At 60.8% G+C, this 22,545-nt stretch carries 22 protein-coding genes; 1 reads left to right on the top strand and 21 read right to left on the bottom strand.

Going from position 1 to position 22,545, the window contains the following annotated elements; all coding sequences use genetic code 11:
* The first annotated feature begins 67 nt into the window (after nt 1-67).
* Nucleotides 68-883, top strand: a complete 816-nt coding sequence (locus HUN39_RS00610) for a hypothetical protein (protein WP_175092588.1) — start codon at nt 68-70, stop codon at nt 881-883.
* Nucleotides 884-904: 21 nt separating this feature from the next.
* Here HUN39_RS00610 and hypB read toward each other — a convergent pair whose 3' ends face one another.
* The 21 genes from hypB to HUN39_RS00505 form a co-directional block, all read right to left on the bottom strand.
* Nucleotides 905-1,846 (bottom strand): hydrogenase nickel incorporation protein HypB, encoded by a 942-nt coding sequence (gene hypB / locus HUN39_RS00605; protein ID WP_175092587.1) that lies wholly within the window; start codon nt 1,844-1,846, stop codon nt 905-907.
* On the bottom strand, nt 1,846-2,184 hold the full coding sequence (gene hypA / locus HUN39_RS00600) for a hydrogenase maturation nickel metallochaperone HypA (RefSeq protein ID WP_175092586.1): 339 nt from the start codon (nt 2,182-2,184) through the stop codon (nt 1,846-1,848). The genes hypB and hypA overlap by 1 nt, the downstream gene beginning before the upstream one ends.
* A 10-nt stretch (nt 2,185-2,194) precedes the next feature.
* Nucleotides 2,195-3,262, bottom strand: coding sequence for a hydrogenase expression/formation protein HypE (gene hypE, locus HUN39_RS00595; protein ID WP_175092585.1), 1,068 nt, complete (start codon nt 3,260-3,262; stop codon nt 2,195-2,197).
* The gene (gene hypD, locus HUN39_RS00590; protein ID WP_175092584.1) at nt 3,259-4,401 is read right to left on the bottom strand and encodes a hydrogenase formation protein HypD; all 1,143 of its coding nucleotides are present in this window, start codon (nt 4,399-4,401) and stop codon (nt 3,259-3,261) included. Before hypD ends, hypE begins: the two co-directional genes overlap by 4 nt.
* Nucleotides 4,398-5,087 carry a D-sedoheptulose-7-phosphate isomerase gene (locus tag HUN39_RS00585; RefSeq protein ID WP_175092583.1) on the bottom strand — a complete coding sequence of 230 codons (690 nt, stop codon included), beginning with the start codon at nt 5,085-5,087 and terminating at the stop codon, nt 4,398-4,400. Before HUN39_RS00585 ends, hypD begins: the two co-directional genes overlap by 4 nt.
* Nucleotides 5,088-5,092: 5 nt before the next feature.
* Entirely contained in the window at nt 5,093-5,389 is a 297-nt protein-coding gene (locus tag HUN39_RS00580) for a HypC/HybG/HupF family hydrogenase formation chaperone (RefSeq protein WP_175092582.1), read from the bottom strand.
* A complete protein-coding gene (gene hypF, locus HUN39_RS00575; RefSeq protein ID WP_175092581.1) occupies nt 5,353-7,749 on the bottom strand; it encodes a carbamoyltransferase HypF in 2,397 nt (798 codons plus the stop codon). Before hypF ends, HUN39_RS00580 begins: the two co-directional genes overlap by 37 nt.
* A gap of 16 nt (nt 7,750-7,765) precedes the next feature.
* A complete protein-coding gene (locus tag HUN39_RS00570; protein WP_175092580.1) occupies nt 7,766-7,921 on the bottom strand; it encodes a hypothetical protein in 156 nt (51 codons plus the stop codon).
* Between the two features lies 1 nt (nt 7,922).
* The gene (locus HUN39_RS00565; protein WP_175092579.1) at nt 7,923-8,411 is read right to left on the bottom strand and encodes a hydrogenase maturation protease; all 489 of its coding nucleotides are present in this window, start codon (nt 8,409-8,411) and stop codon (nt 7,923-7,925) included.
* A complete protein-coding gene (locus tag HUN39_RS00560) occupies nt 8,408-9,766 on the bottom strand; it encodes a hypothetical protein (RefSeq protein WP_175092578.1) in 1,359 nt (452 codons plus the stop codon). Before HUN39_RS00560 ends, HUN39_RS00565 begins: the two co-directional genes overlap by 4 nt.
* Nucleotides 9,763-10,410 carry a DUF6084 family protein gene (locus HUN39_RS00555; RefSeq protein WP_175092577.1) on the bottom strand — a complete coding sequence of 216 codons (648 nt, stop codon included), beginning with the start codon at nt 10,408-10,410 and terminating at the stop codon, nt 9,763-9,765. The genes HUN39_RS00560 and HUN39_RS00555 overlap by 4 nt, the downstream gene beginning before the upstream one ends.
* Nucleotides 10,403-11,026, bottom strand: a complete 624-nt coding sequence (locus HUN39_RS00550; RefSeq protein WP_175092576.1) for a DUF5947 family protein — start codon at nt 11,024-11,026, stop codon at nt 10,403-10,405. The genes HUN39_RS00555 and HUN39_RS00550 overlap by 8 nt, the downstream gene beginning before the upstream one ends.
* 20 nt (nt 11,027-11,046) lie before the next feature.
* Nucleotides 11,047-11,568, bottom strand: coding sequence for a nitrogen fixation protein NifU (locus HUN39_RS00545; RefSeq protein ID WP_175092575.1), 522 nt, complete (start codon nt 11,566-11,568; stop codon nt 11,047-11,049).
* Nucleotides 11,565-13,385 carry a nickel-dependent hydrogenase large subunit gene (locus HUN39_RS00540; protein ID WP_175092574.1) on the bottom strand — a complete coding sequence of 607 codons (1,821 nt, stop codon included), beginning with the start codon at nt 13,383-13,385 and terminating at the stop codon, nt 11,565-11,567. Before HUN39_RS00540 ends, HUN39_RS00545 begins: the two co-directional genes overlap by 4 nt.
* 17 nt (nt 13,386-13,402) lie before the next feature.
* Nucleotides 13,403-14,488, bottom strand: coding sequence for an NADH-quinone oxidoreductase subunit B family protein (locus tag HUN39_RS00535; protein WP_175092573.1), 1,086 nt, complete (start codon nt 14,486-14,488; stop codon nt 13,403-13,405).
* Between the two features lie 430 nt (nt 14,489-14,918).
* The gene (locus tag HUN39_RS00530; protein WP_332310697.1) at nt 14,919-17,288 is read right to left on the bottom strand and encodes an alginate export family protein; all 2,370 of its coding nucleotides are present in this window, start codon (nt 17,286-17,288) and stop codon (nt 14,919-14,921) included.
* Nucleotides 17,289-17,883: 595 nt separating this feature from the next.
* A complete protein-coding gene (tam, locus tag HUN39_RS00525) occupies nt 17,884-18,696 on the bottom strand; it encodes a trans-aconitate 2-methyltransferase (RefSeq protein WP_175092571.1) in 813 nt (270 codons plus the stop codon).
* Nucleotides 18,693-19,763 carry a sulfate/molybdate ABC transporter ATP-binding protein gene (locus tag HUN39_RS00520; protein ID WP_175092808.1) on the bottom strand — a complete coding sequence of 357 codons (1,071 nt, stop codon included), beginning with the start codon at nt 19,761-19,763 and terminating at the stop codon, nt 18,693-18,695. Before HUN39_RS00520 ends, tam begins: the two co-directional genes overlap by 4 nt.
* A 22-nt stretch (nt 19,764-19,785) precedes the next feature.
* Nucleotides 19,786-20,676 carry a sulfate ABC transporter permease subunit CysW gene (gene cysW, locus HUN39_RS00515; protein ID WP_175092570.1) on the bottom strand — a complete coding sequence of 297 codons (891 nt, stop codon included), beginning with the start codon at nt 20,674-20,676 and terminating at the stop codon, nt 19,786-19,788.
* Nucleotides 20,669-21,532, bottom strand: coding sequence for a sulfate ABC transporter permease subunit CysT (gene cysT, locus HUN39_RS00510; protein WP_175092569.1), 864 nt, complete (start codon nt 21,530-21,532; stop codon nt 20,669-20,671). The genes cysW and cysT overlap by 8 nt, the downstream gene beginning before the upstream one ends.
* The gene (locus tag HUN39_RS00505; RefSeq protein WP_269750289.1) at nt 21,529-22,503 is read right to left on the bottom strand and encodes a sulfate ABC transporter substrate-binding protein; all 975 of its coding nucleotides are present in this window, start codon (nt 22,501-22,503) and stop codon (nt 21,529-21,531) included. The genes cysT and HUN39_RS00505 overlap by 4 nt, the downstream gene beginning before the upstream one ends.
* Nucleotides 22,504-22,545: the final 42 nt, after the last annotated feature.

Raw genomic sequence — 22,545 nt, 5'->3', positions numbered from 1 at the left:
CCTCAATGAGGCGAGCGCCGCTTCATTGCATCCGAAGCAAAATTTGCTACGCTGCTGACCGGCGGATGTGAGCCTGCCCCGTTTAGCGGCCAATTGCGGGAAGGTTTTTGTCTTGAGATTTTTTTTCTTCTCCGACGTGGCGGACACGGGTTCGCGCAATTCATGTTTCGTGGCGGCCGCGCGGCGGATCCTCGGCGCGCTTGTTTTTTCCGCAATGCTTGTCGCAAGCGCCGCTCCGGCTGAAGCGGCGGAAAACTACAGAGGCGATGCCCCCGGCTCCTACGAGTGCAGTTCGGATTACCAGATTCTCAACCGATTTTCCGGGCCGCCGGGAACTTCGTCGCACGCGACCAAATTTGCGGACATCAAGTTCACCCTCAAGAACAACGTCGTCTCAGTCAAAGACGCGGCGAATTCGAAGGATTTGGCGTACATCGCCATCGGAGAAGATACCAAATATTGCGTCTTCAAAGATATAGAAACATATGATCGAGCAAAAGAATTACCTTCGACGACCGAGAGATGCGCTATTACGTACTTCATTTTTCGAATAAGAATTGTGATAGACGCCGAACTGCCTGTACGATCGTTTTCTTTGCTTCGTTCGCCGGAGTTCGACAGAATGGATCATATCGTCGATGTTGATGTATATCGCCCGCAGGATTGGAGAAAAAGTAATTCTGCCGCGGGATGTAATCAAGGCGACAGAAGCCCAGATAGCCCTTTCTTTGCAGTGAGCTTTCTAGGCTTGAGGACGCAAAGAGAATCCACAGTCAACGTAATGGAACAATCACCACATAGTCTTAGAAATGATGATACCTATACTATTTATAAGCGTAAAGTTCTGAAGAAGGCAGGGCTGGCAATTCCGCGACCGAAGTAGACGTTTTTCTCGCGTCGAGCGTCAGATGACGTCCAACTGTCCGGCAGCCTTACGTTGTGCACGAACCCAGTCATAAAGCGTCTGCATGCCCGCGCCGGTCTTCGTCGAGACTTCAATGATTTCAGCACCCGGATTGACGCGGAGAATATTCTCCCGCGCCCGCTCCATCGAAAAATCTAGATGCGGCAGAAGATCAATCTTGTTGAAGATGACGAGCTTCGCGGCGCTGAACATATGCGGATATTTGAGCGGCTTGTCTTCGCCTTCCGTCGTCGAGAAGATGACCGCCTTGGCGTGTTCGCCGAGATCGAAAAGCGCCGGACAGACGAGATTGCCGACGTTTTCGATGAAGACGAGCGAAGCGACGCTCGGCTTGAGTTCGGAAAGCGCGCGCGCGATCATTTCCGCATCGAGATGGCATCCGGTGCCGGTGTTGACCTGAACCACCGGCGCGCCCGCCGCGCGAATGCGTTCGCCGTCATTCGACGTCGCCTGATCGCCCTCGATGACGAACAGCGGCAGTTCGCCTGAGAGGTCGGCGATGGCGCGCTCGAGCAGCGTCGTCTTTCCCGCGCCGGGCGAGCTGACGAGATTGAGCGCCACAATTTCGCGACCCGCGAGCCAGGCGCGACATTTGGCGGCGATCGCGTCGTTCTTCGCGAGAATGCGCGTCTCCAATTCGAGGCGCCGGTGGGAATCCTCGTGAGCGTGATCGTGATCGCCGTGATCGTGCGAATGCGCGTGGCTGTGATCATGCCCATGCGCATGGCCATGCTCGCGCCCGTGATGATGATCATGAGCATGTTGATGTTCGCCATGAAGATGACCGTGGCCATGGTCCCCATGCGAATGGCCATCGCCGAACGAATCATGCTCGGGCAGCGCCGCGATCTCCGCGCGCGCGCCGGTCTGCAGATTGGTCGTCGTAGTCCCCTGCCCTTGGCAGCCACAGCTCGTGCACATTATGCAGCCTCTTCGACTTCGATGCTCTTGATGTTCAGCTCTTCGCCGCGCAGGCGCTGAAATTGACGAGAGCCGCATGGACACGCCGAGAGCATGTCGGGCGTGGGAAATTCCGCGCCGCAGACGTCGCAGCGCGCCTCGGCGTCGACTTCGCGGATGTCCAGCGTCGCGTCTTCAACCGGCGTGCCTCGGGCGACTTCAGGAAAACAGAAGGCGACGGCCTGCGGCTCGACGCCCGACAATGTGCCGATCTCGAGCGTCACCCGGCGCACGCGACGCCCTTCCGCGGCCTGCGACGCCAATTCGACGATGCTGCAAACGATCGAGAGTTCGTGCACCTCGGCTCCTTTAGCAGATGCGCGGTAGTTGCTCGCCGACCAGCATGTCGACGATGCGCCGGCCACCGAAAATCGTGCGCATGGTGACGCGACCCGGCTCGCCCGCGACGACACTGCCGATGATGGCCGCCTGTCGGCCCAGCGGATGCGCACGCATGGCCTCGAGCGCCTGTTCGGCCTCGTCGGGCGGGATAATTGCGACAATCTTGCCTTCATTGGCGAGATAGAGCGGATCGAGGCCGAGAATTTCACAAAAGCCACGAACCTCATCGCGCAGCGGCGTAACGGCCTCGTCAATTTCGATGGCGACCTGTGCGGCTTCGGCGATTTCATTGAGCACAGTCGCCACGCCGCCGCGCGTCGGATCGCGCATGAATCGGATATTCGGCGCCGCATTGAGCAGGCTTGCGATAAGACCCTGCAGCGGCGCGCAATCGCTCTCGATCGGCGACTGCAACGCCATATCGCCGCGCGCGCCAAGAATTGCCGCGCCATGATCGCCGAGTAACCCGTTGACGAGCACCGCGTCGCCCAGTCTCGCGCGATGTGCGCCAAGCTCGACGCCTGCGGCGACGACGCCAACGCCGGTCGTGGTGATGAACATCTGGTCGCAGGCGCCCTTGTTCACGACCTTGGTGTCGCCGGTGACGATCTTCACCCCGGCCTCCTGCGCCGTCGCCGCCATAGACTTGGCAATTTGGCGGAGAAAATCGACGGAAACGCCTTCTTCGATAATGACTGCGCAAGAGAGATAGAGCGGAAGCGCGCCGCCAACGGCGAGATCGTTAACTGTGCCGCAGACCGCAAGCCTGCCGATGTCGCCGCCGGGGAAGACCAACGGGTCGACGACGAACGAATCCGTCGTGAAGGCCAGCCGGTCGCCATATTGGGCGAGGTCCAAGAGATCCATCCGCGCAGAATCGTCGAGCGACGCCAGCAGTGGATTGTCGAACGCCGCGACAAAGACGTCGTCGATCAAATCCTTCATCGCCTTGCCGCCGCCGCCATGCGCAAGCGTGACGGTCGGCACATGCACCTTGCCGCGCGAACGCCGGGGCGGGAAGGAGACCATGTTCATGCGGCGCTCGCCTCGTCGTCGCGGTCCCGCTTTATGCCGCCATATTGGTAATAGGCGGCGCAAGCGCCCTCGGAGGACACCATCAGCGCGCCGAGCGGCGTCTCCGGCGTGCAGGCGCGGCCAAAAACCTTGCATTGCCAGGGCTTGATGACGCCCTTGAGGACTTCGCCGCACTGGCATGCCTTGGGATCGGCGATCCTTGCATTGGGCACTGCGTATTTCCGCTCGGCGTCAAAGCCCGCATAGGCGTCGCGCACTTTGACCCCCGAGTGATCAATGGAGCCGAGCCCGCGCCATTCGAAGAATTCGCGCAGTTCATAGACCTGCGCAACCGCCTGCAGCGCAACGGCGTTGCCCCCTGCTGGCGCGACGCGCGCATATTGATTTTCGATCTCGCAGCGTCCCTCGTCGATTTGCCTCAGCAACATCCAGATCGACTGCAAAATGTCGAGAGGCTCGAATCCCGCGATCACCATCGGCTTCTTGTAGTAACGCGCGATAAATTCATAGGGCGCATCGCCGATCACCATGGACACATGGCCCGGTCCCAGAAATCCGTCGAGGCGTAGATCCGGGCTGTCGAGAATCGCTTTGATCGTTGGAACGATGGTGATGTGATTGCAGAAGATCGAAAAATTCTTGATCCCTTCGCGCTCCGCCTGCAGCACGGTCAACGCCGTCGACGGCATCGTCGTCTCGAAGCCGATGCCGAAGAAAACGACCTCGCGCGCGGGATTTTTACGCGCGAGCGCCAGCGCATCCATTGGCGAATAGACCATGCGCACGTCACAGCCGTCAGCCTTCGCCTGCAACAGACTCTTGCGTGAGCCCGGCACGCGCATGGCGTCGCCGAAGGTGGTGAAAATCACCTCCGGACGCTCGGCGATGGCGACGCAATCGTCGACGCGTCCCATCGGCAGCACGCAAACGGGACATCCCGGTCCATGCACCAGCTCGATGGATTTCGGCAGCATGCCTTCGACGCCGTAGCGAAAAATCGAATGCGTGTGCCCGCCACAGACTTCCATGATCTGTAGCGGTCGACTTTCATCGCGCCCGATTCGCGCGAGCAGCCGCTCGATCTCCTTGACCAGGACATCCGCCTTCGCCCGATCGCGAAATTCGTCGACATATCTCATGCCGCGACGTCCTTGCTTATGGCCGAGCCGCGATCGTCGGCGAGCAGCGTGTGAACGAGGTCCCACAGAATGTGATAGGCGGCGACGTGGCACTCCTGAACGCGATGGACAGACGTCGTGGGCACGACAACACAATGATCGCAGACGCCGGACGCCATCTTGCCGCCGTCGCCGCCGCTAAAGCCAATGGTCGTCAGACCCATTTCCCTCGCCTTCACGAAGGCGGCGATCAGATTTGCCGAATTGCCGCTGGTGGAGAGGCCGATAAGCCCGTCTCCCGCACGGCCATGAGCGATAAGCTGGCGCACGAAAATGTGCTCGAAGCCCACGTCATTGCCCACGGCGGACGTCATCGCCACGTCGGCGGTGAGGTTTATCGCTGCAAGCGCCGGCCGACCGGCGGTGATCGGATGGAGGAACTCGACGGCGACATGCGAGGCGTCACAACTCGAGCCGCCATTGCCCATGGTGAACATCCGGCCGCCGCGGCGATAAACGGCGGCAAGCGCCTTCGCCGCGTCGAGCAGGACCGGCGCCTGCTCGGCGAAGAAACTCGCATTGGTCTCACGCGACTCGCGCGCTTTCTCTTCAATGGAGTGCAGCAACCCAGCATCGACGGCGGCAGGATCCTGCTCTTTGCCATGCAGGAACGGATAAAGGACCTCCAGTGCGCTCTTGCTGGTCATGATCCCTATTCCTGCGCCGCGACTGCGTCGGTGAGCGTTTGCATAGTCTCAAGTTCGGCTTGGAGTTCGCCAAGCTCTTGCAGCAATCTGAGCGTCTCCGCCGCCTCCGCCTCGTTGATCCGGCTCATCGCGAAACCGACATGGACGAGAACCCAGTCGCCGACGCAGGAGTCCACAGGATGCGCTTCATCCACGATGCAGCTGATGTTGATCTGACGACGCACCCCGCTCACGTCAACGGTCGCCACGAGATCGTCGGCATTGTCTATGCGAACGATACAGCCGGGGATGCCGAGGCACATGCGCCGTCCTTTCCATCTCTTGTCATGTCGGTTCTCATCAGATGCGCGGCGCCGATGGCGGCCTGACCCAGCGAGAGCCCGCCATCATTCGCCGGCGCATCTGCATGGGTGAGCACGACGAACCCCGCCTCGCACAATCCGCCATGGACGCTTTCAAATAGCAGCCGGTTCTGAAAGCAGCCTCCTGAGAGCGCCACCGTTTCAAAGCGTCGCGCAGCCGCCAGCCGCACGGCGACTTCAGTGATTGACTGCGCCAGACCGAGGTGAAAACGGCGCGCGATGGTCTGCGCCGAAACGCCCTGCCGCAAATCATCGAGAATTGCGCGCCACATCGGCGCCGCATCGATGTCGACAAGCTCGGACTCGGAAATCCTAAGCGCATAGCCGCGCGTCTCGTTTGGCGCCGCCGCCGCAAGCGCCTCAAGTCGCGCCCCGGCTTCGCCTTCGTAGGCCTGACGATCGGCGCAGACGCCGAGCGCGGCGGCGACCGCGTCGAACAGGCGTCCGCACGAGGAGGCTAACGGCGAATTGAGGCCTAGGGCGATCATCCGGTCGATCGTCGCAAGCGGTTTGCCGTTCAAGGCGCTCCAATTGCCGGCCGCGGACGGCCTCGCATCGAACGCGCCCGCGGCCTTAAGATGCGCATAGAGGTTTCGCCACGGTTCGCGCACCGCCTGCGCGCCGCCGGGCATGGCGACCGGCTTCAAACGCGCCAGTCGCTCGTAGCCGAGATAGTCGGCGAGCAGGAACTCGCCGCCCCATATCGCGCCGTCGTCGCCAAAGCCCAATCCATCGAGCACGACGCCGAGCGCTAGCGGCGCATCGAGCGACCGCCCGTTCTCGGCAAGACAGGCGGCTATATGGGCGTGATGGTGTTGAGCCTCAATCAACGGCAAGGCCCGTGTGTCGGCCTCTGCGCGTCCGAGTTTCGACGACAGATATTCAGGATGCCGGTCGACGACGATCGCCGACGGCGCGTGATCGAACAGGCTCCGATAGAGCGCCAGATTCTTTTTGTAATCATCTAACGTCGCCGCGTTCGCGAGATCGCCCTGATGCTGCGACAGGATCGCCTGACCGTCCTTGACCAGGCAGAAGGTCGCCTTCAGCTCTCCGCCCATCGCCAACAGGTCGGGCGCATTCTCGAAGCCGTTCGGCAATCGTAGCGGCGCGGGCGCGTAGCCGCGGGCGCGGCGAAGGACGCGCGATCGCCCGGCCATGACCCGCACGACCGAGTCGTCGACGCGATTGGAGATGGCGCGATTATGCGTCCATGCGAAGGAGGCGATTTCGGCAAGCTGTCGGTACGCCTCCGCGTCGTCAACAACGGCGGGTTCGTCCGAAATATTGCCGCTCGTCATCACGAGTGGTTGTTCGAACTGATCGACGAGTAGCAGATGCAGCGGCGTCGTCGGCAACATAAAGCCGAGCGTGTCGAGTCCGGGCGCGACGGCCTCGGGCAGGCGCTCCGGACCTGTTGCGCGCAGCAGCACGATCGGCGCCTTGACGCTTGTGAGTTCGCGTTCCTCGACGGCGTCGATTACGCAGTAGCGCCTCATGACATCGAGATCGCGCGCCATCAGCGCAAAGGGCTTTGCGTCACGACGCTTCAGCAGCCGCAGGCGCGCGACGGCCTCGGGGCTGGTCGCGTCACACGCGAGATGATAGCCGCCGAGTCCCTTGACGGCGATGATATCGCCGCGCGCGATAAGCCCAGCCGCAATCTTTACCGCGTCGGGGCCGCCGTCGCGCGGCGCTCCCGCTTGCCCGAAGGCAACGAGCGATGCAGTCGGCCCGCAGGACGGGCAGGCCACCGCTTCGGCATGGAAGCGGCGATCGTTCGGATTGCGATATTCCGCCTCACACGCCGCACACAGGGCGAAGGGCGCCATCGTCGTCGTCGCGCGGTCGTAGGGAATGGCCGTCACAATGCTGAGGCGCGGTCCGCATTGGGTGCAATTCGTGAACGGATAGCGATAGCGGCGCTGGCCGGGATCGCGCAGCTCCGCTGCGCATGCGCCGCAGAGCGCGGCATCGGGCGCGACCTGGGTGCGTGCGGGTCCGCCGATGCTGTCGGCGATACGGAACTCCTGTGGCAGTCGGCCGCTGTAGCGCCGCCTTTCGATGCTGTCGATATGCGCCAGCGGCGGCGAGCTCCGTTCGATTCGTCGAAGCAGCGCAGCGATCCGCGACTGGTCGCCGCTGACGCGCACCAATACGCCCTCGCCGTCATTAAGAACCTCGCCGGCAAGCCCAAGTTCGCGCGCCATGCGCCAGACGGTCGGACGAAAGCCGACGCCCTGCACGCGGCCGCGCACCCGAAATTCGAGCGCCTGCGATGGCTCGGCGGCAAAACTCATGATTGTCCTGTCAGCCTCACATGTTGCTGATTTTGATATAGCGCCAAAGATCCTTCGCGTTCATGACCAGCAACAGGAGGATAATAATCCCCAGGACGATTCCTGTAATCTCCCATCCGCTCATGACGTTTCTCCCTTTTCCGATACGCGGCGCGAGCGCGAATTGCGCCAAGTTACGCCGCCATCATTCCATCGATCAGCTCTTCTACCGTTTCGGCGCCGACGGCCACCGCTGCCGTGACAGGCTCGCTCAAACCCATCACGCCTTCCTCGCCGCCAAGCGTCAGCGGTTCGCACGCAACCAGGAGCACGCGCCGGCAACTTCCGCCGAGCGCCGACGCCAGGCGAAGAACTTTCGCCGGATCGAGCTCATGCGGCGAAAGCGCCAGATCCTCGGGTGTGGAGTCTCCCGCCTCGATTAGGTCCGGCTCGACTACTGAGACGACGCCCGGCGCATGCCCCCGCTGCGCCGCGTCGACGAGAATCACGGCGTCATAGCCATCCATCAGCGCGTAGGTGAGATCTATTCCGCGAATGCCGAAATCGATCACGCGTACCCCGTCCGGGAGCGTGACCCGTGAGAGCCGGCGCGCCACCTCGACTCCGAAGGCGTCATCGCCGCTAAAGATGTTGCCGACGCAGGCGACGAGAATGGAGGTCATGGCCCATCTCCCGCCGCAATCGGCTCGATCTCCTCCTGGCTGAAAAAGAAGCGATGTCCAGGAAAGCCCGCCGCGCCGAGATCCCGGCCGGGATCGTCAATCAACGTCACCGCGACATGGATCCGGTCCTCGAAATCGCGCTCAATCGCCTCGACGACCGCAATCTTGTCTTTGAGCGCGATATCCATGATGTCGCCGCCCGATTTTGGGCGGAGTCGCACGCGGGCTCCGACGCATAGGCTGCGTCCGCTCTCGAGCAGCGAGACGAGGCGAGGCTTCTCTTGATCCCCGCCCATCGGCGCCGGTTCAATAGGACTGGCCTGAGACCGGTGATCGCGCATGACGCCATGAAGTCGCGCCATGTCCTCGGCGGACAAAGCATGCGTGCGCTCCAGAAGCGCGCGCGCACGGGCGTCCACGGACGCCATCTCGCGCTTTTCGGCGTCGGTCATCGCGAGGATGCGAAGCGTCAAGATTTCGTCGATCTCAGTGCCGTCGAAGAGGTCGCCGGGACTTTCCGGCGCGATCGCCGGATGATCATAGAGGATGATCGGCGAAGCGAGCATGGCGCTATTGTCTGGTTCCCCGACCAGCACCGGGAAAGCGCCGACATTTCGGCACTGCGTCGCAGCTTCCCGCAGATCGTCCGGAGGATCGAGCAACGAGACGAACGCGCCATCTTCAACCGTGAGGATTGCATGCGTTGAGGCAAAGGCGCGAAGTTGCGCTGCTGCGCGTTCCTCACGATCCGCGCCCGCAAACGGCGTGACGTTCTCGATTCCTATCGTCAGCTTCCACACGTCCGACGCGAGCCTCTGCGCCTTCGCACCGATGACGCCCTGAATCTCATGCGACGTACGAATGAGAACGGCGGCGATGCAGCCGTCCTGGGCGCGCACCGGCTCGATTTCGCGCGCGCCTTCGAAGCGGAACGACAAGACAGTCGCTACCTCTTGAATATCTGCCGGCCGCAGCGGCCCTAAGGCGATCTCCCGTTCGATCGCCTCCTCCCAGGCCAGCAACTCCCGACCGTCGACATTGAAGCTCGGAACGCGCGTCAGCGCCGGCTCGCCCTCTTCCGGAAGCTCTTGCGCCAGCATCGCCAACTGTCCGACCTCGCGCGTCATGACCTGCAGGAATCGAAAATGGACGTTGAACGCCGCCTGCTCTCCGCCCCGCAAGAGAACTTGCGTCTCCATGCGAGAGGCGTCGCCTTGTTGATCGAACGCCTTCGGAAAGACGCCCCCGATCGTCCAGCGCTGACGATTCTTTATTGACGATGGCCGATAGGGATAAAGGATGTAGCCCTCGTAAAGAACGGCATTGGCGATTGCTCTGATGGAGTCGAGTTTCATGTCGCCTCCGCCGCGTTGGCTTCGAGTAGCGCCTGCAAGGCGCGTTCAAATGTCGGAAGTCCTTGCCGGCGCCGGTACCGGTCCAGGTCGTCAAAAGCGTCGCGATGCAGGCAGAGCCACATGCTCTGCGGATAGTAATGCTCCATCATCGCGCGCCATACGCTTAAGGGCAGACGATACGCACATTCATTGCTCCAAGCGACCTGCTCGATCTGCAGCCTGCCTTCGCTGTCGCGGTAAAAAATCGAGCCGCTGAACAGAAAATTGAGCGGAACGTCGCCCTGCTCCAGGCCATGAAAATATTTCGTCGCTGCAATGTTGAAGTCATAGCTGCAAGGCGCCGGCAGATCGACCCTGCGCTCAGCGTTGACGGCGGGAACGGAAACGCTCGCGTGCGTCCAAAGGAAACTCCGCATCGTCTCGCCCCAGCGCGACGGATGACCAAAGAGATCGGAAAGCCGATCGTGCTCATCGCCGTCATAACGTCTCAGCGCAGGCTGGATGCGAATCTGGCAGTTCAACATCACGTTGAGAATGGCTAGATCCGGCGTCTTGTTTACGACATGCAACGCAAACAGCAGCAGCGGCGCCGCCGAATATTTCTCGACTTTGACGTCTTCGATGCGAAAGTCGAGATCAACCATGAACCCTGTCCTTCGTCTCGACGTCGTCTCGCAGCGTGCAAAAATAGTCGCGAACAGACTCCCAGACTTCTTCGCCGCCGGACAATCCGCGCCAATGCCTTCGGATCAGCCCAATGAGCGCATAGCAGCGATCAATCGAAACAAGATAGTATTCCCGTGCGCCATTCATTCGATTGACGAGCAACGCCTCAACGTCCGGATCAAGGTCGGCCAACATCGGATTGGCCGCGATCAGTCGCGACCAGCCATCGGCGGCAAAAGGAGACTCGATCGCTCCGGCCGGACCTGGATAGATCGCCACCGGACCCTGCGCCGGCGTGCTGTGGAACACGAATGCGAGATCAATTGGGATGCGAAAACCCTCCCATTCGACGTCGCTCAGATCGATGTCGTGCAGCGCATCGGCACGTGCGCGCAAGGCGGCAAAACGCTCTCCCCCGCCCAAGAGGAACGCACATTGGGGACAAGCGCAAAAGAACTTTCGCGTCGCGCGCTCAACCAAATGCGCGTGCCGGGAATTGATGGCCTTCGAGCAGAACTCGCAATGCTCTTCTTCCGTCGCGCGCGCGAAGCGCCGCAGCCGAGACGCCCAATTCCCCGATTCTATTCTTTCCATGCTCTCGCGCCTCTTTGTGGCTAGGCGGCGGTTTCGACGTAAAAGGCTGTCATGTCCATTTCGATCAAAATATCGTCGAGGTCCGGCGCCGCGTCGGTGAGCGCGTTCTCGATTTCCAGCCGCAACTGGTCGGTAGGCTCAGCAACGCCATTCCTTTGCAGCTGAACCATTGCAAAGGCTTTACTCGCGCTCATGAGGCTCACATGGAGGCCGCGCGCGCTCCATTGCGGCTGCATGCGCGCGACGACATCCTGTAGACGATCCTCCACGCTATGCGGATGTAGCCCGTGGAGGAGCAATATTGCCCGAAGGGCCCGATCCTCGACGATCGTCTCGAGTAAGGCGGCGCCATCGTCCGATGCTGCAATGATTGTGCTGAGTCGCGCCAGCGAGCGCGCGTGCAAATCGAGCACGAGCGCCAGCAACTCACGCGCCGCCTCCCGCCCCGTCCCGTCTGCGATCCCCTCGAGCGCGGCCGTCAGCCTTTCCAGCCGGGCCAGTGACTGCTCCAGCGTCTCCGTCTCGCGCGCTTCTCCGCTCATGGCGACGGCTTTCGCGAGGCGCCGAACATGGGCGAGTGCGTGGTCTTAACGGTCTTGCCGCCGCCCACATACATATGCACGCCGCATGGCAGACAGGGATCGAAACTGCGCACCGCGCGCATGATGTCGATGCCCTTAAACTTGTCCGGACCATTCTCTTCGAAGATCGGCGTGTTCTGAACTGCGTCCTCGTAAGGCCCCGGCGTTCCGAAATCGTCTCGCGGCGTCGCGTTCCATGGCGTCGGCGGATAGGGATGATAATTGGCGATTTTCTTGTCTTTTATGACGAGATGGTGCGACAGCACGCCGCGCACCGCCTCGTGGAAGCCACAGCCGATCGCCTCATCCGGAACCTCGAATGGCGTAAAGGTCTTTGTGCGGCCCGCCTGAATTTCTGCGAAGGCTTGTTCCAGGAAATAATACGCGGCAGCGGCGCAGTAGGCTTGAAAATAGGTGCGCGCCCGATCGCGTTCGATCGCATTGCTCCACTTTGGCACCTTCCATTCAAACTCCACTGCAGGCTTGAGCGCCGTCTTGGGGAGATTGATCTTCACGCTGTCGCCCGTGGCTTTGACATAGCCGTTCATGTCGACGAGCCCTGCCAGCGCCGTCGAGAATAGGCGCGCGAAGGCGCCGCCGCCGGTGTCGAGCGGCAGATGATCTCCGCTGCTCTTGTCAAGCCAGCGCGGACACATCACCCAGGAATAATTCTTGTCGAAATCGCGCTTCTGCGGTCTTGGAATCGTCGTCTGATTCCATGGGTGCTTTTGGTCGACCGGATTGCCCAGCGGATCCGTCTTGACGAAAGTTTCACAATTGTCCCAGTCGTCGTAGTAGGACTGCCCGCGCAGGATACGAATCTGCAAATTGATGTCGACGAGGTCGGTCGTGACAAGCTTGCCGTCAACGACAACGCCCGGGGTGACGAACATCTTCCGACCCCAGTCGGTCATATGCTTATAATTGTAGTCGCAATGGTTCGGGTCCTGAAACGCGCCCCAGCACCCCAGCAGAATTCGTCGACGTCCGACTTCCTCGTAGCCGGGCAACGCTTCGTAAAAAAAGTCGAACAGATCATCGTGCAGCGGCACGCATTTTTTCATGAACTCGGCGTAGCGCACGAGTCGCGTTAGATATTCGGTGAAGAGCTGGTTCGACGGCACGGTGCCGACGCCGCCAGGATATAGAGTGGAGGGGTGCACATGGCGCCCCTCCATCAGGCTGAACATCTCACGCGTGTAGCGACTTACAATCAATGTCTCACGGTAGAATTCGCCGGAAAAAGGATTGAGCGCGGTCATGATCTCGGCGATCGTGCGATAGCCATGCGCGTCCGAGTTCCGCGCTGGGGTCCGTTGCGCCTTTACCCAGACGCTCGGATTGGTTTCCTTGACCATCTGCTCGCAGAAATCGACCCCGACGAGATTGTCCTGAAAGATGTTGTGGTCGAACATATACTCCGCGGCTTCGCCCAGATTGATGATCCAATCGGCGAGGGGCGGCGGCTTAATGCCATAGGCCATATTCTGCGCATAGACGGAGCACGTCGCGTGATTGTCGCCGCAGATTCCGCAGATGCGACTGGTGATGAAGTGGGAATCACGGGGATCTTTGCCCTTCATGAAAATGCTGTAGCCGCGAAAGATCGACGACGTGCTGTGACATTCGGCGACCTGCCGGTTTTCGAAATCAATTTTGGTGAAAATTCCGAGACTGCCGACGATCCGGGTGATCGGATCCCAATTCATCTCGACGAGATTTGGCGACGCCTTATGGGGGCTCGGAGACGCGGAGCGACGCGTTGCAAGGTCGACCATGATCGCAGTCCCTTACTTTAGAGTGGATGAGTTTTGTTCGGCTGATCAGGATCGTACCCGGTGGTGTAGGTCGGCTCCCTGTTGCGCCACTTCGGCTCCTTGTTGAGCGTGTGATTGGTGATTTTCCGCAAATTGCGGATCAGCACGCCGTAAGGCTTGATGAGAACCGATGAGATGCGGGCGCCGGGCGGTTCGTCCATGAACGGCATGAACTTGTCGGGAAAGCCCGGCATAGTGCAGCCGATGCAGATGCCGCCGACATTTGGACAGCCGCCGAGACCCGCGATCCAACCGCGCTTGGGCACATTGCACTGAACAACCGGTCCCCAGCAGCCGATCTTCACCAGGCACTTCCGCGAGCCATACTCTTGCGCGAAATCGGCCTCTTCGTAATAAGCGGCGCGGTCACATCCCTCATGAACGGTGGGACCAAACAGCCAGCGCGGGCGGCCGTGTCGGTCGACAGGAATCATCGGCGCCAGACCAGCGAGCTGGCGCAGCAGGTAGAGGAATGTCTCCATGAAATTGTCGGGCTGCACAGGACAGCCCGGGACATTGACGATCGGCAACCCGGCCTTCGATTTCCACTCGGCGCCAAGATAGTCCTGAAGGCCCATGCAACCGGTTGGATTGCCTTTCATCGCGTGGATGCCGCCAAATGTCGCGCATGTTCCGGCGCCGATTACGGCGAGCGCCTTTGGCGCCAAACGATCAATCCATTCGGTGGTTCTGATTGGCTGTCCGGTCGCCGCATCCGTGCCGATCGCGGCCCAATAGCCATCGCCGCTGAGCTTCTCGTTCGGGATGGAGCCTTCGACCACAAGGACGAAGTTTTCGAGTTCGCCCCGCGCGCCTTGATGGAAGGCCTTCATGAAATCATCGCCCACTTCGTAGGAGAGCACTGCATTGTGCAAGCGCACCTTCGGTAGGCCTGGGATCGCTCCGAGAATGACGTCTTCTATGCTCGGTTCGCTCGCAGCGGTGATTGAGACCGAGTCGCCGTCGCAACTCAGCCCCGCCGTAAGCCAGAGCACATCAAGCTCTTCGATTGTGGATGGAGGCCGCTCTTGTCCTTTGGGAACTGGATTGGGGTCTGGAGCCATCGGTCAATCCTTTCACCAAAAGACGTGGCGAGGGGCGACACAAAATTTCAACCCGCGCCAGCTTGCTCGGCTTTCGCTTGGCGACGCGCACGCAATCTTCGCCGACACGCAGCGGCGGCGGACAGGCCCGTCAGAGGCTGAAGGAAAACTCTGGAACTTGAGAAATGTTCCTAGGTATGAACAAAATGCACAGCTCGTGCGTCATGCCGGACCGCCAGAACGACACTGCCGGGCGCGCAAGTTCTTCTTCGCCGATGCGACGCATTTCTTCCACCATGGCTGGCGCAGTGTTGAACCGTGCAGCGCGATCGCCGTTCCCGGCCGAGCGAAATCGAAGGCGAGAGCGCGACTGAAGCGGCCCTGTAAGCGCACTTCAGTCGCGCACTGGCGCTGCCTTAACTGACGCAGCGCCTCGCAATTCAGCTTGAGCCTATTTCGCTTCTGCGATGCTGATGAGATCGAAGTGGCGGTTGACGCCGGCGTGGATGAGGTTGCCATTGAAGCGCGTCGAGCTTGACGCGCCGTAAGCGTAAAAGCCGTTCGACTGCGCCGCGAAGGCGGAAGCGGTCGCATTGCCGAGATCGTAGCGAAGATAATCGACCTTGACGCTCCAATCGGGCGTGAACATCCATTCAGCGCCGCCGCCCGCCGTCCAGCCGATCAAGCTGTCCTGATAGACGGGATTGACGAGCGTTTGGTTCGTCCCGCCAATTCTTCGGGTGAAGATCGCGGCGTTGGAGACGACGCCGCCATAGGCCATGCCGCCCGTGCCATAGAGGGCGAGCGTCGGGGTGACGAGATAGCCCAATCGGGCGCGGATCGTTCCCAAATAATTGAGGGTCGCGGTGCGCTGCGCATAAGTGACGAAACTATTGCCGCCCCCCTGCGCCAGGGTCGCTTGCCACCGCGTGTCGGTGTTGCCGGAAACGCCGTGCAAATCCGCCTCGGCGCCGGCCAAGAAGCTGTCGGCGAACTTCCAATTGGCGCCGATCTGGAAACCGCCGATGAAGCCGGCGAGATGGTTCGTCTGGTCGATCGGCGTCGCGCTTGTGGCCACGGCTGGACTCGCGGCGGCTGCGCCGAAGGGCCAGGGCTGTACGAACGACCGCGGGCTCGACCACGCCCCACCGCCATTGAGGCCGACGTAGACGTCAGACCAGCTTGGCGGCGGCGCAGGCGGCGGGGGAGGCCCCTCAGGCGAGAAGAGAGCGAGAAAATCTGAGCCCGGCGGCTTTGTGATCGGATTGCCGTCGCCAAAGGCGTTGGCTGAGACTTCCAAATAGAAGAAGTCGGTCGGGCGCCCGGTCAGACCATTCGTGGTCGTGCTCTGTCCAGAAAAAGATTGCGGGAAGAACGGCTGCAACGCGACCGGCGGCGCGAAGCTCGAGGTAAAGGAGCCCGGCCAGAACCGCGCGTAGCTCGCCGTCAAATTGATGAACTGATTGAGTTTGTAGCGAATGCGTAGATCATATTCCGTGCCGATGAATGTGCCTCTGTTGCCGAGCGGCGCAAAGAGATTGGCGCGGTCCCAGGCCGCCGCCGCGCTCGCCAGCCAATAGGCGCTGAACGCCGTATCGATCCGGAGATCTTTGAAAGGCGAAAATTCCAAGCGCGCCTTGGGCGCCTTGATGTTATTCCAGGCGATATAGTCGTTGCGTGAGAACGGCTGGTTGAAGCCATAGAAGATATCGAAGGTCTGATTGGCGCTGTCGTATGGACTCTTGTTACCTGTGCCATACGCGTAGTTGGCGCTGATCCGCGGCTTCCACGGGTGCTCCGAAAATGTGTAGCCAGCCTCGAATGCATAGGCGATGGCGTCGTGCTGGACGGTCGTTTGAATGGCGTTGCGACGCGCGCCGAGATCGCGGAATTCGCCCGTTTCGCCGAACTGCTTGTTGATGTCGAAGTCGTAATCGAAGTCGTTGATCACGCCATAGACGCGTATGCCGGGCGCATAAGTGTTGCGATGAAACTTCAGCGCGTTCGAGACGTTGAGCGGATCTCCATATTGCTTACGGCCTAGAAAATAAGGCTGGATCGTCGCATATTCCGACCAGCGCCGGATGCTGAACACGCCGCCGTAGATCCAGTTCTGCCAATCAGGTCGGTCGAACTGATATGGATAACGAATAACCGGCCGCATCAGGAAACTGTCAATGTCCCAGTCATTATCCTTCTTGCCGATTTTGATCCGGAAGCCGTCAAAGTTGTTCGTCGTGTTGCGGAACTCATTCTCGGCGATCAATCGTCTGTCGAGCAGCTCGAAGTGGAAGCGTCCGGCACGCAGGGTCAGCGGCCGATCATTGCCGAGATCGTCCTTGCCGAAGGCGTCCTTGAAATAAAGTTCGCCATAGCCGGAAATAAGCTCCGTCTGGTTAATCTCCTGGCCCTGATATTCATAGATGCTGTTGTAGGCGCGCGAGTCCTGAAATTCGACGGCGAATCGAAAGGGATCGAGGATGTTCTGCACGCCCAGATAGGCCCGTGTGCGCGACAGCCATAGCGAATTGGGAAAATATTTGCGCTGCGACGTCGGCGGATTGGTCGTCGTGTTCGTCCAAGGTCGATAGTCGTCCTTGCGATATTCAAAACGCACGCGCGAGTCGAGACCGACGTTCAGCCAGTCGACGCCTTCGAATTCCTTGTAGGTCTTAGCCAGATTGCGCACATAAGGCGGAATATCGGGCTGCGGCTCCAAACGATAGCCGCGGGTCGGCACGTAGTAGCTCTTCTTCACCAGCGGCGCCGCTGGCGCCGCGGGACGAGCAGCGACACCTGTGCCATCGGTCTTCGTCTTCACTGACCCTTTTTCCGGCGCGGCGGTTTTTGCGCCGCCCCCCGACTGACCCCCGTTTCCCGAAACTTCCTTAGAGGGCGCTTTGTCTTCGGCGCCCGCTATTTCGGGAACGCTAAGGGCAGCGCCGACAACGGCGCCAAATGCGGCTAACCTTAACTTCTTTCTGTTTTTGCTTGTCGCCATCGACTTTTGTCCCGTATCGCTTAACCCAACTCCGGTTGGCGCGCTCTGAGCGACGGACCGATATGTAAACCGTATACATATCGGTATGCCGTCACGGCTGAGCTGTTAAGCTGATGTTTTAGTCAACTCGATTTTTCGACTTGCGCTGTTGCGAAATAGCCACAGTAAACGCCGCAACTGCAGCCCGCGCCTTCAATTTTCGCCTCGACATTCCAGCTCTCTCTCGTCCGTCGAGGGTATTGCCCTCTGCGAACGATTCTCCGTCCACGCCGCAAAAGGCAGTAAAGCGAAAGCGTATCTGTTTGTCTATAGATTTAGTAGACCAATAGATATGTCGAGCGAAGTCGTTGCCGTAATGTCACAGTTCGTCAGACTGGGGCGCCGCCATAGCGGACCAGAGACCCAGACCGCCGCCCTATTTCTGCAGGGCGAAGAAGAGGCGCGGATAGCGCAGAAGGACTTTGCCATCCGGTTGCCGCGGATAAGCCTGCGCGAGCTTCCCGCTGTATCGCGCAAGAAATTCGACGCGCTCATTTGCATCGAGCAAGTCGAGGAAAGGACGAAGGCCCGATCCTTCGAACCACTCGACCACGCCGTCAGGGCCGTCGAGCGGGTGGACATAGACTGTCTGCCAAATGTCGATCGTGGTGCAGAGCGGCGCGAGCAAATTGTAATATTCCTCGAGCGGACCGAGCGTCATGATCGACTTGGCGACTGGAAGCAGACGCGGCGCCCAGGGGCCATCCGCCGCCACCATGCGCATCGCCGCGTGCGAAAGCTCATGCGTATTGTTCGGCATCTGGACCGCAAGACGTCCGCCGGGCCGCAAATAACTCAAAAGCCTGGTCATCAACCCGCGATGATCGGGAAGGAAATGCAGCGCCGCATTGGCGAAGATGAGATCGGCCGGCTCCGAGGGCCGCCAATGCGCGATATCCTCTTTGATAAACGTCGCCGTCGGCGTGCACGCGCGAGCGACCGAGAGCATATTGTCGGATTTGTCGATTCCGATGATGTCAGCGCCGGGAAAGCTCATCGCGAGGAGCCGGGTGCTGTTTCCAGGTCCGCATCCGAGGTCAAAAACCGCTCGCGTGTCGCAATAAGGCACGTGCGCAAGCAGGTCGCGGGCGGCGCGCGTGCGCTCCGCTTCGAATTTCAGATAGAGCGCCGAATTCCAGTCGTTTGTCGCGCGCCTTTCATCGATACCGTCAGCAAGCGCGGGGCTCAAATGCCGTCTCCGGCGTCGACATAGTCGCCATTCTCGTCGGCCGGAAAGATGCGGGCTTTCGCGAGCGAAAGCGGGACGCGGCCGCCGAGCGAAGCCGAACGGTCGAGCGGCGAGTCAATTTCGAGCGTTTGATCATAGCCGTCGATGGCGATCGTGGCGCGAACGCCGGCAGGCGTGCGTCGCAGGCTCTCGACGCGTCCTTCGAGATCGCCGCTCCCTTCCGCCGTGACGGCGATGTCTGCCGGGCGGAAGAAGACTCTCGCCGGCCCGCTGCGCAAGCCGTGGGTATCGATGTGCAGTTCGCGGCCGCCGAATGTTACGTGGCCGTCGGCGATGGTGACGGGCAACGCGACCGCTTCGCCGACGAAGGAGATGACAAAGGGCGAAGCCGGGCGGTCGTAAAGCTCTTCAGGCGTGCCGATCTGTTCGATGCGGCCTTCGTTGAGCACGACGACGCGATCCGCGAGCTCCATCGCTTCATCCTGATCGTGCGTGACGAAGACTGTCGTCAATCCCGTCTGCTTATGGATGTCGCGCAGCCAGCGGCGCAAATCCTTGCGCACGCGCGCGTCTAGCGCGCCAAAAGGTTCGTCGAGCAGCAGCACGCGCGGTTCGATGGCGAGCGCGCGCGCGAGGGCGACGCGCTGACGCTGGCCGCCGGAGAGCTGGGACGGATAGCGGCCGCCAAGTCCGTCAAGCTGCACGAACTGCAGAAGCTCCGTGACGCGCGCCTTGATCGCCGCCCGCGAGGGGCGCGTGCGTCTGGGGCGAACTCTCAGACCGTAGACGATATTGTCGGCGACGGTCATATGTTTGAAGAGCGCGTAGTTCTGAAACACCATGCCGACATGGCGGTCCTGCACGGGGAGATTGGTCGCGTTCTCGCCGTCGAACAGAACGCGCCCGCGATCGGGAGAATTGAGGCCCGCGATCACCCGCAGCAACGTCGTCTTGCCGGAGCCCGAGGGGCCAAGCAGCGCGACGAGTTCGCCAGGCTGAATGTCGAGGCTGACGTCGCGCAAGGCCGGAAAGGCGCCGAAATCCTGCTCGACTCCCTCGATGCGAATGGAAGTTCCGCGCTTACTTCCTTCAGTGGCGGCGAGCGCGTCCGGAGAGCGCGTCGGCGTGCCGCCATTCGAGAAACGTCTTGAGCCCGAGTGTGACAAGCGCCAAGCCTGCAAGAAGAACCGCGAGCGCGAAAGCGGCGACATTATTGTACTCATTGTAGAGTATCTCCACCTGAAGCGGAATTGTGTTGGTCAAGCCGCGTATGTGGCCCGATACGACCGAAACGGCGCCGAACTCGCCCATGGCGCGGGCGTTACACAGCAGCACGCCGTACAGCAGGCCCCATTTGATGTTGGGCAGCGTCACGGTCAGAAAAGTCTTGAAGCCGGAGGCGCCGAGCGTGAGCGCCGCTTCCTCCTCAATCTTGCCCTGCTCCTCCATCAACGGAATGAGTTCGCGCGCAACGAAAGGAAAGGTGACGAAGATGGTCGCCAGCACGATGCCGGGCACGGCAAAAATGATCTGCACGCCGTGAGCGGCGAGCCATGGGCCGAAGAGGCCCTGGCCGCCAAACACCAGCACATAGACGAGGCCGGCGACGACCGGCGATACGGAGAACGGAAGATCAATCAGCGTGATGAGAACGCTCTTGCCGGGAAAGGAAAATTTGGCGATCGACCAGGACGCTGCGAGTCCGAACACAAGATTGGCCGGCACAGCGATCGCCGCGACAAGAAGCGTCAGACGGATCGCGGCGCGCGCGTCTGGATCGTCAAACGCCGCAAGAAAGGGTCCGATCCCTTTGCTGAAGGCTTCAACGAAGACGATTGCAAGCGGCGCCAAAAGAAAGATGGCGAGAAACAGCACCGCGGTCGCAATAAGCGCGTAGCGCGCAAACGCCGAGTCGTGCGTGACCGGCCGGAATTTGACGCCGCGATCGCGGCCGCTGGACGTGATCGCGATCTCAGACATGGCCGAATCTCCTGCGGCTCCATGCCTGGACCAGATTGATAAGAAGCAGCGCGGCAAAGGAAATCGCCAGCATGATCGTCGCGATTCCGGTCGCGCCCGGGACATCATATTGTTCTAGCTTCACGACGATGAGCAGCGGCGCGATCTCGGAGACGTAAGCGATATTGCCGGCGATGAAGATCACCGACCCATATTCGCCAATGGATCTGGCGAAGGCGAGCGCGAAGCCGGTGAGCAGCGCCGGCGCCAGGGGCGGCAGCATCACACGGATGACGGTTTGCAGCCTGCCCGCGCCAAGAGTGGCGGAGGCCTCCTCCAGCTCCGCTTCAAGTTCCGAAATAATCGGTTGCACGGTGCGCACGACGAACGGCAGACCGATGAAGATGAGCGCGACCAGAATGCCCCAGCGGGTGAAGGCGATCTTGATATCGTAATCGGCGAGCGGCGCGCCAAACCAGCCATTCGGCGAATAGAGCGCCGCAAGCGAGATGCCGGCCACGGCCGTCGGCAGCGCGAAGGGCAGATCGACGAATGCATCGAGCAGTCGACGGCCGGGAAAATCGTATCTTGTGAGCACCCAGGCGACGATGAGGCCAAAGAACAGGTCGACGACCGCCGCGGCGAAGGAAATGAAGAACGTCGTGCGCAGCGACGCGGCGACGCGCGGCTCCGAGGCGATCTCATAGAGGCCGGAGAATCCCAGTCCCGATGACTGCCAGATGAGCGTCGCGAGCGGAAAGAGGACAATGAGGCCAAGATAGATCAGCGTATAGCCGAAGGTCAGGCCGAAGCCTGGAATGACGCTCGGCGCTGTGAAGCGCCGAGCGTTTTTGCCGACAAGGCTCGGGGAGGTCACCTTGTCAGCTCTTGTTTCTGAATCTCGTCGAAAATGCCGCCGTCGGCGAAATGCTTCTTTTGCGCCGCCGCCCAGCCGCCGAAACTTTTATCGACGGTGATGAAATCGATCTTGGCGAATTTCTTTACGTCGTCCTTCGCCGCATATTCGGGATGAACGGGACGATAGAAATTGCGCGCAATGATCGCCTGCGCCGGCGGCGAATAGAGGAAGTCGAGATAGGCTTCCGCGAGCTGCCTGTTGCCTTTGGCGTCGGCGTTGGCGTCGACGACCGCGACCGGCGGCTCGGCCAGAATGGACTGCGGCGGCGTCACGATCTCGAACTTGTCAGCGCCGAATTCCTTCAGCGCAAGGAAGGCTTCGTTCTCCCAAGCAAGGAGCACGTCGCCGATGCCGCGCTGGGCGAAAGTGATCGTCGAGCCTCGCGCGCCCGTGTCCATGACCGGGGCGTTCTTGTAGATCGCCTTGACGAAATCTTTGGTCTTGGCTTCGTCGCCGCCGAACTTCTTCAGCCCATAGCCCCAGGCCGCGAGATAATTCCAACGCGCGCCGCCGGACGTCTTGGGGTTGGGCGTGATCACGGCGACGCCGGGCTTTGCCAGATCGTCCCAATCCTTGACGGCTTTCGGATTGCCCTTGCGGACGAGAAACACGATCGTCGACGTATAGGGCGACGAGTTATTCGGTCGGCGCTTTTGCCAATCGACCGGAATTTTGCCGCTCTTGCTGGCGATCGCGTCGATGTCGGCCGCGAGCGCCAGCGTCACGACATCAGCGTTCAGCCCCTCGATCACGCCGCGCGCCTGCGCGCCAGAGCCGCCATGCGACGCCTGAAGCTCGATTGTTTCGCCGGTCCGGGCTTTCCAGTCCGCCGCGAAAGCGGGGTTGATCGCCTTGTAGAGTTCGCGCGTCGGGTCATATGAGACGTTCAGGAACGTCTGCCCCGCTTGAGAATGCGCGCTCGCCAGCATCGTAAGCGCAACCAAGCCCCCTAAAATCCCCAGACCCAGACT

The sequence above is a fragment of the Methylocystis silviterrae genome (assembly GCF_013350005.1).
Taxonomy (GTDB): domain Bacteria; phylum Pseudomonadota; class Alphaproteobacteria; order Rhizobiales; family Beijerinckiaceae; genus Methylocystis; species Methylocystis silviterrae.
This window is presented reverse-complemented; position numbering and strand designations above follow the sequence as displayed.

What these genes read in the sequence shown, in the direction of transcription:
- HUN39_RS00550 (WP_175092576.1), bottom strand. Translation starts at nt 11,026, where the DNA reads ATGGAAAGAATAGAATCGGGGAATTGGGCGTCTCGGCTGCGGCGCTTC.
- cysW (WP_175092570.1), bottom strand. Translation starts at nt 20,676, where the DNA reads ATGTCTGAGATCGCGATCACGTCCAGCGGCCGCGATCGCGGCGTCAAA.
- hypB (WP_175092587.1), bottom strand. Translation starts at nt 1,846, where the DNA reads ATGTGCACGAGCTGTGGCTGCCAAGGGCAGGGGACTACGACGACCAAT.
- HUN39_RS00535 (WP_175092573.1), bottom strand. Translation starts at nt 14,488, where the DNA reads ATGGCTCCAGACCCCAATCCAGTTCCCAAAGGACAAGAGCGGCCTCCA.
- HUN39_RS00585 (WP_175092583.1), bottom strand. Translation starts at nt 5,087, where the DNA reads ATGACCAGCAAGAGCGCACTGGAGGTCCTTTATCCGTTCCTGCATGGC.
- hypE (WP_175092585.1), bottom strand. Translation starts at nt 3,262, where the DNA reads ATGAACATGGTCTCCTTCCCGCCCCGGCGTTCGCGCGGCAAGGTGCAT.
- HUN39_RS00565 (WP_175092579.1), bottom strand. Translation starts at nt 8,411, where the DNA reads ATGACCTCCATTCTCGTCGCCTGCGTCGGCAACATCTTTAGCGGCGAT.
- HUN39_RS00505 (WP_269750289.1), bottom strand. Translation starts at nt 22,503, where the DNA reads ATGCTGGCGAGCGCGCATTCTCAAGCGGGGCAGACGTTCCTGAACGTC.
- HUN39_RS00580 (WP_175092582.1), bottom strand. Translation starts at nt 5,389, where the DNA reads ATGTGCCTCGGCATCCCCGGCTGTATCGTTCGCATAGACAATGCCGAC.
- HUN39_RS00555 (WP_175092577.1), bottom strand. Translation starts at nt 10,410, where the DNA reads ATGGTTGATCTCGACTTTCGCATCGAAGACGTCAAAGTCGAGAAATAT.
- HUN39_RS00545 (WP_175092575.1), bottom strand. Translation starts at nt 11,568, where the DNA reads ATGAGCGGAGAAGCGCGCGAGACGGAGACGCTGGAGCAGTCACTGGCC.
- HUN39_RS00540 (WP_175092574.1), bottom strand. Translation starts at nt 13,385, where the DNA reads ATGGTCGACCTTGCAACGCGTCGCTCCGCGTCTCCGAGCCCCCATAAG.
- hypF (WP_175092581.1), bottom strand. Translation starts at nt 7,749, where the DNA reads ATGAGTTTTGCCGCCGAGCCATCGCAGGCGCTCGAATTTCGGGTGCGC.
- hypD (WP_175092584.1), bottom strand. Translation starts at nt 4,401, where the DNA reads ATGAGATATGTCGACGAATTTCGCGATCGGGCGAAGGCGGATGTCCTG.
- HUN39_RS00560 (WP_175092578.1), bottom strand. Translation starts at nt 9,766, where the DNA reads ATGAAACTCGACTCCATCAGAGCAATCGCCAATGCCGTTCTTTACGAG.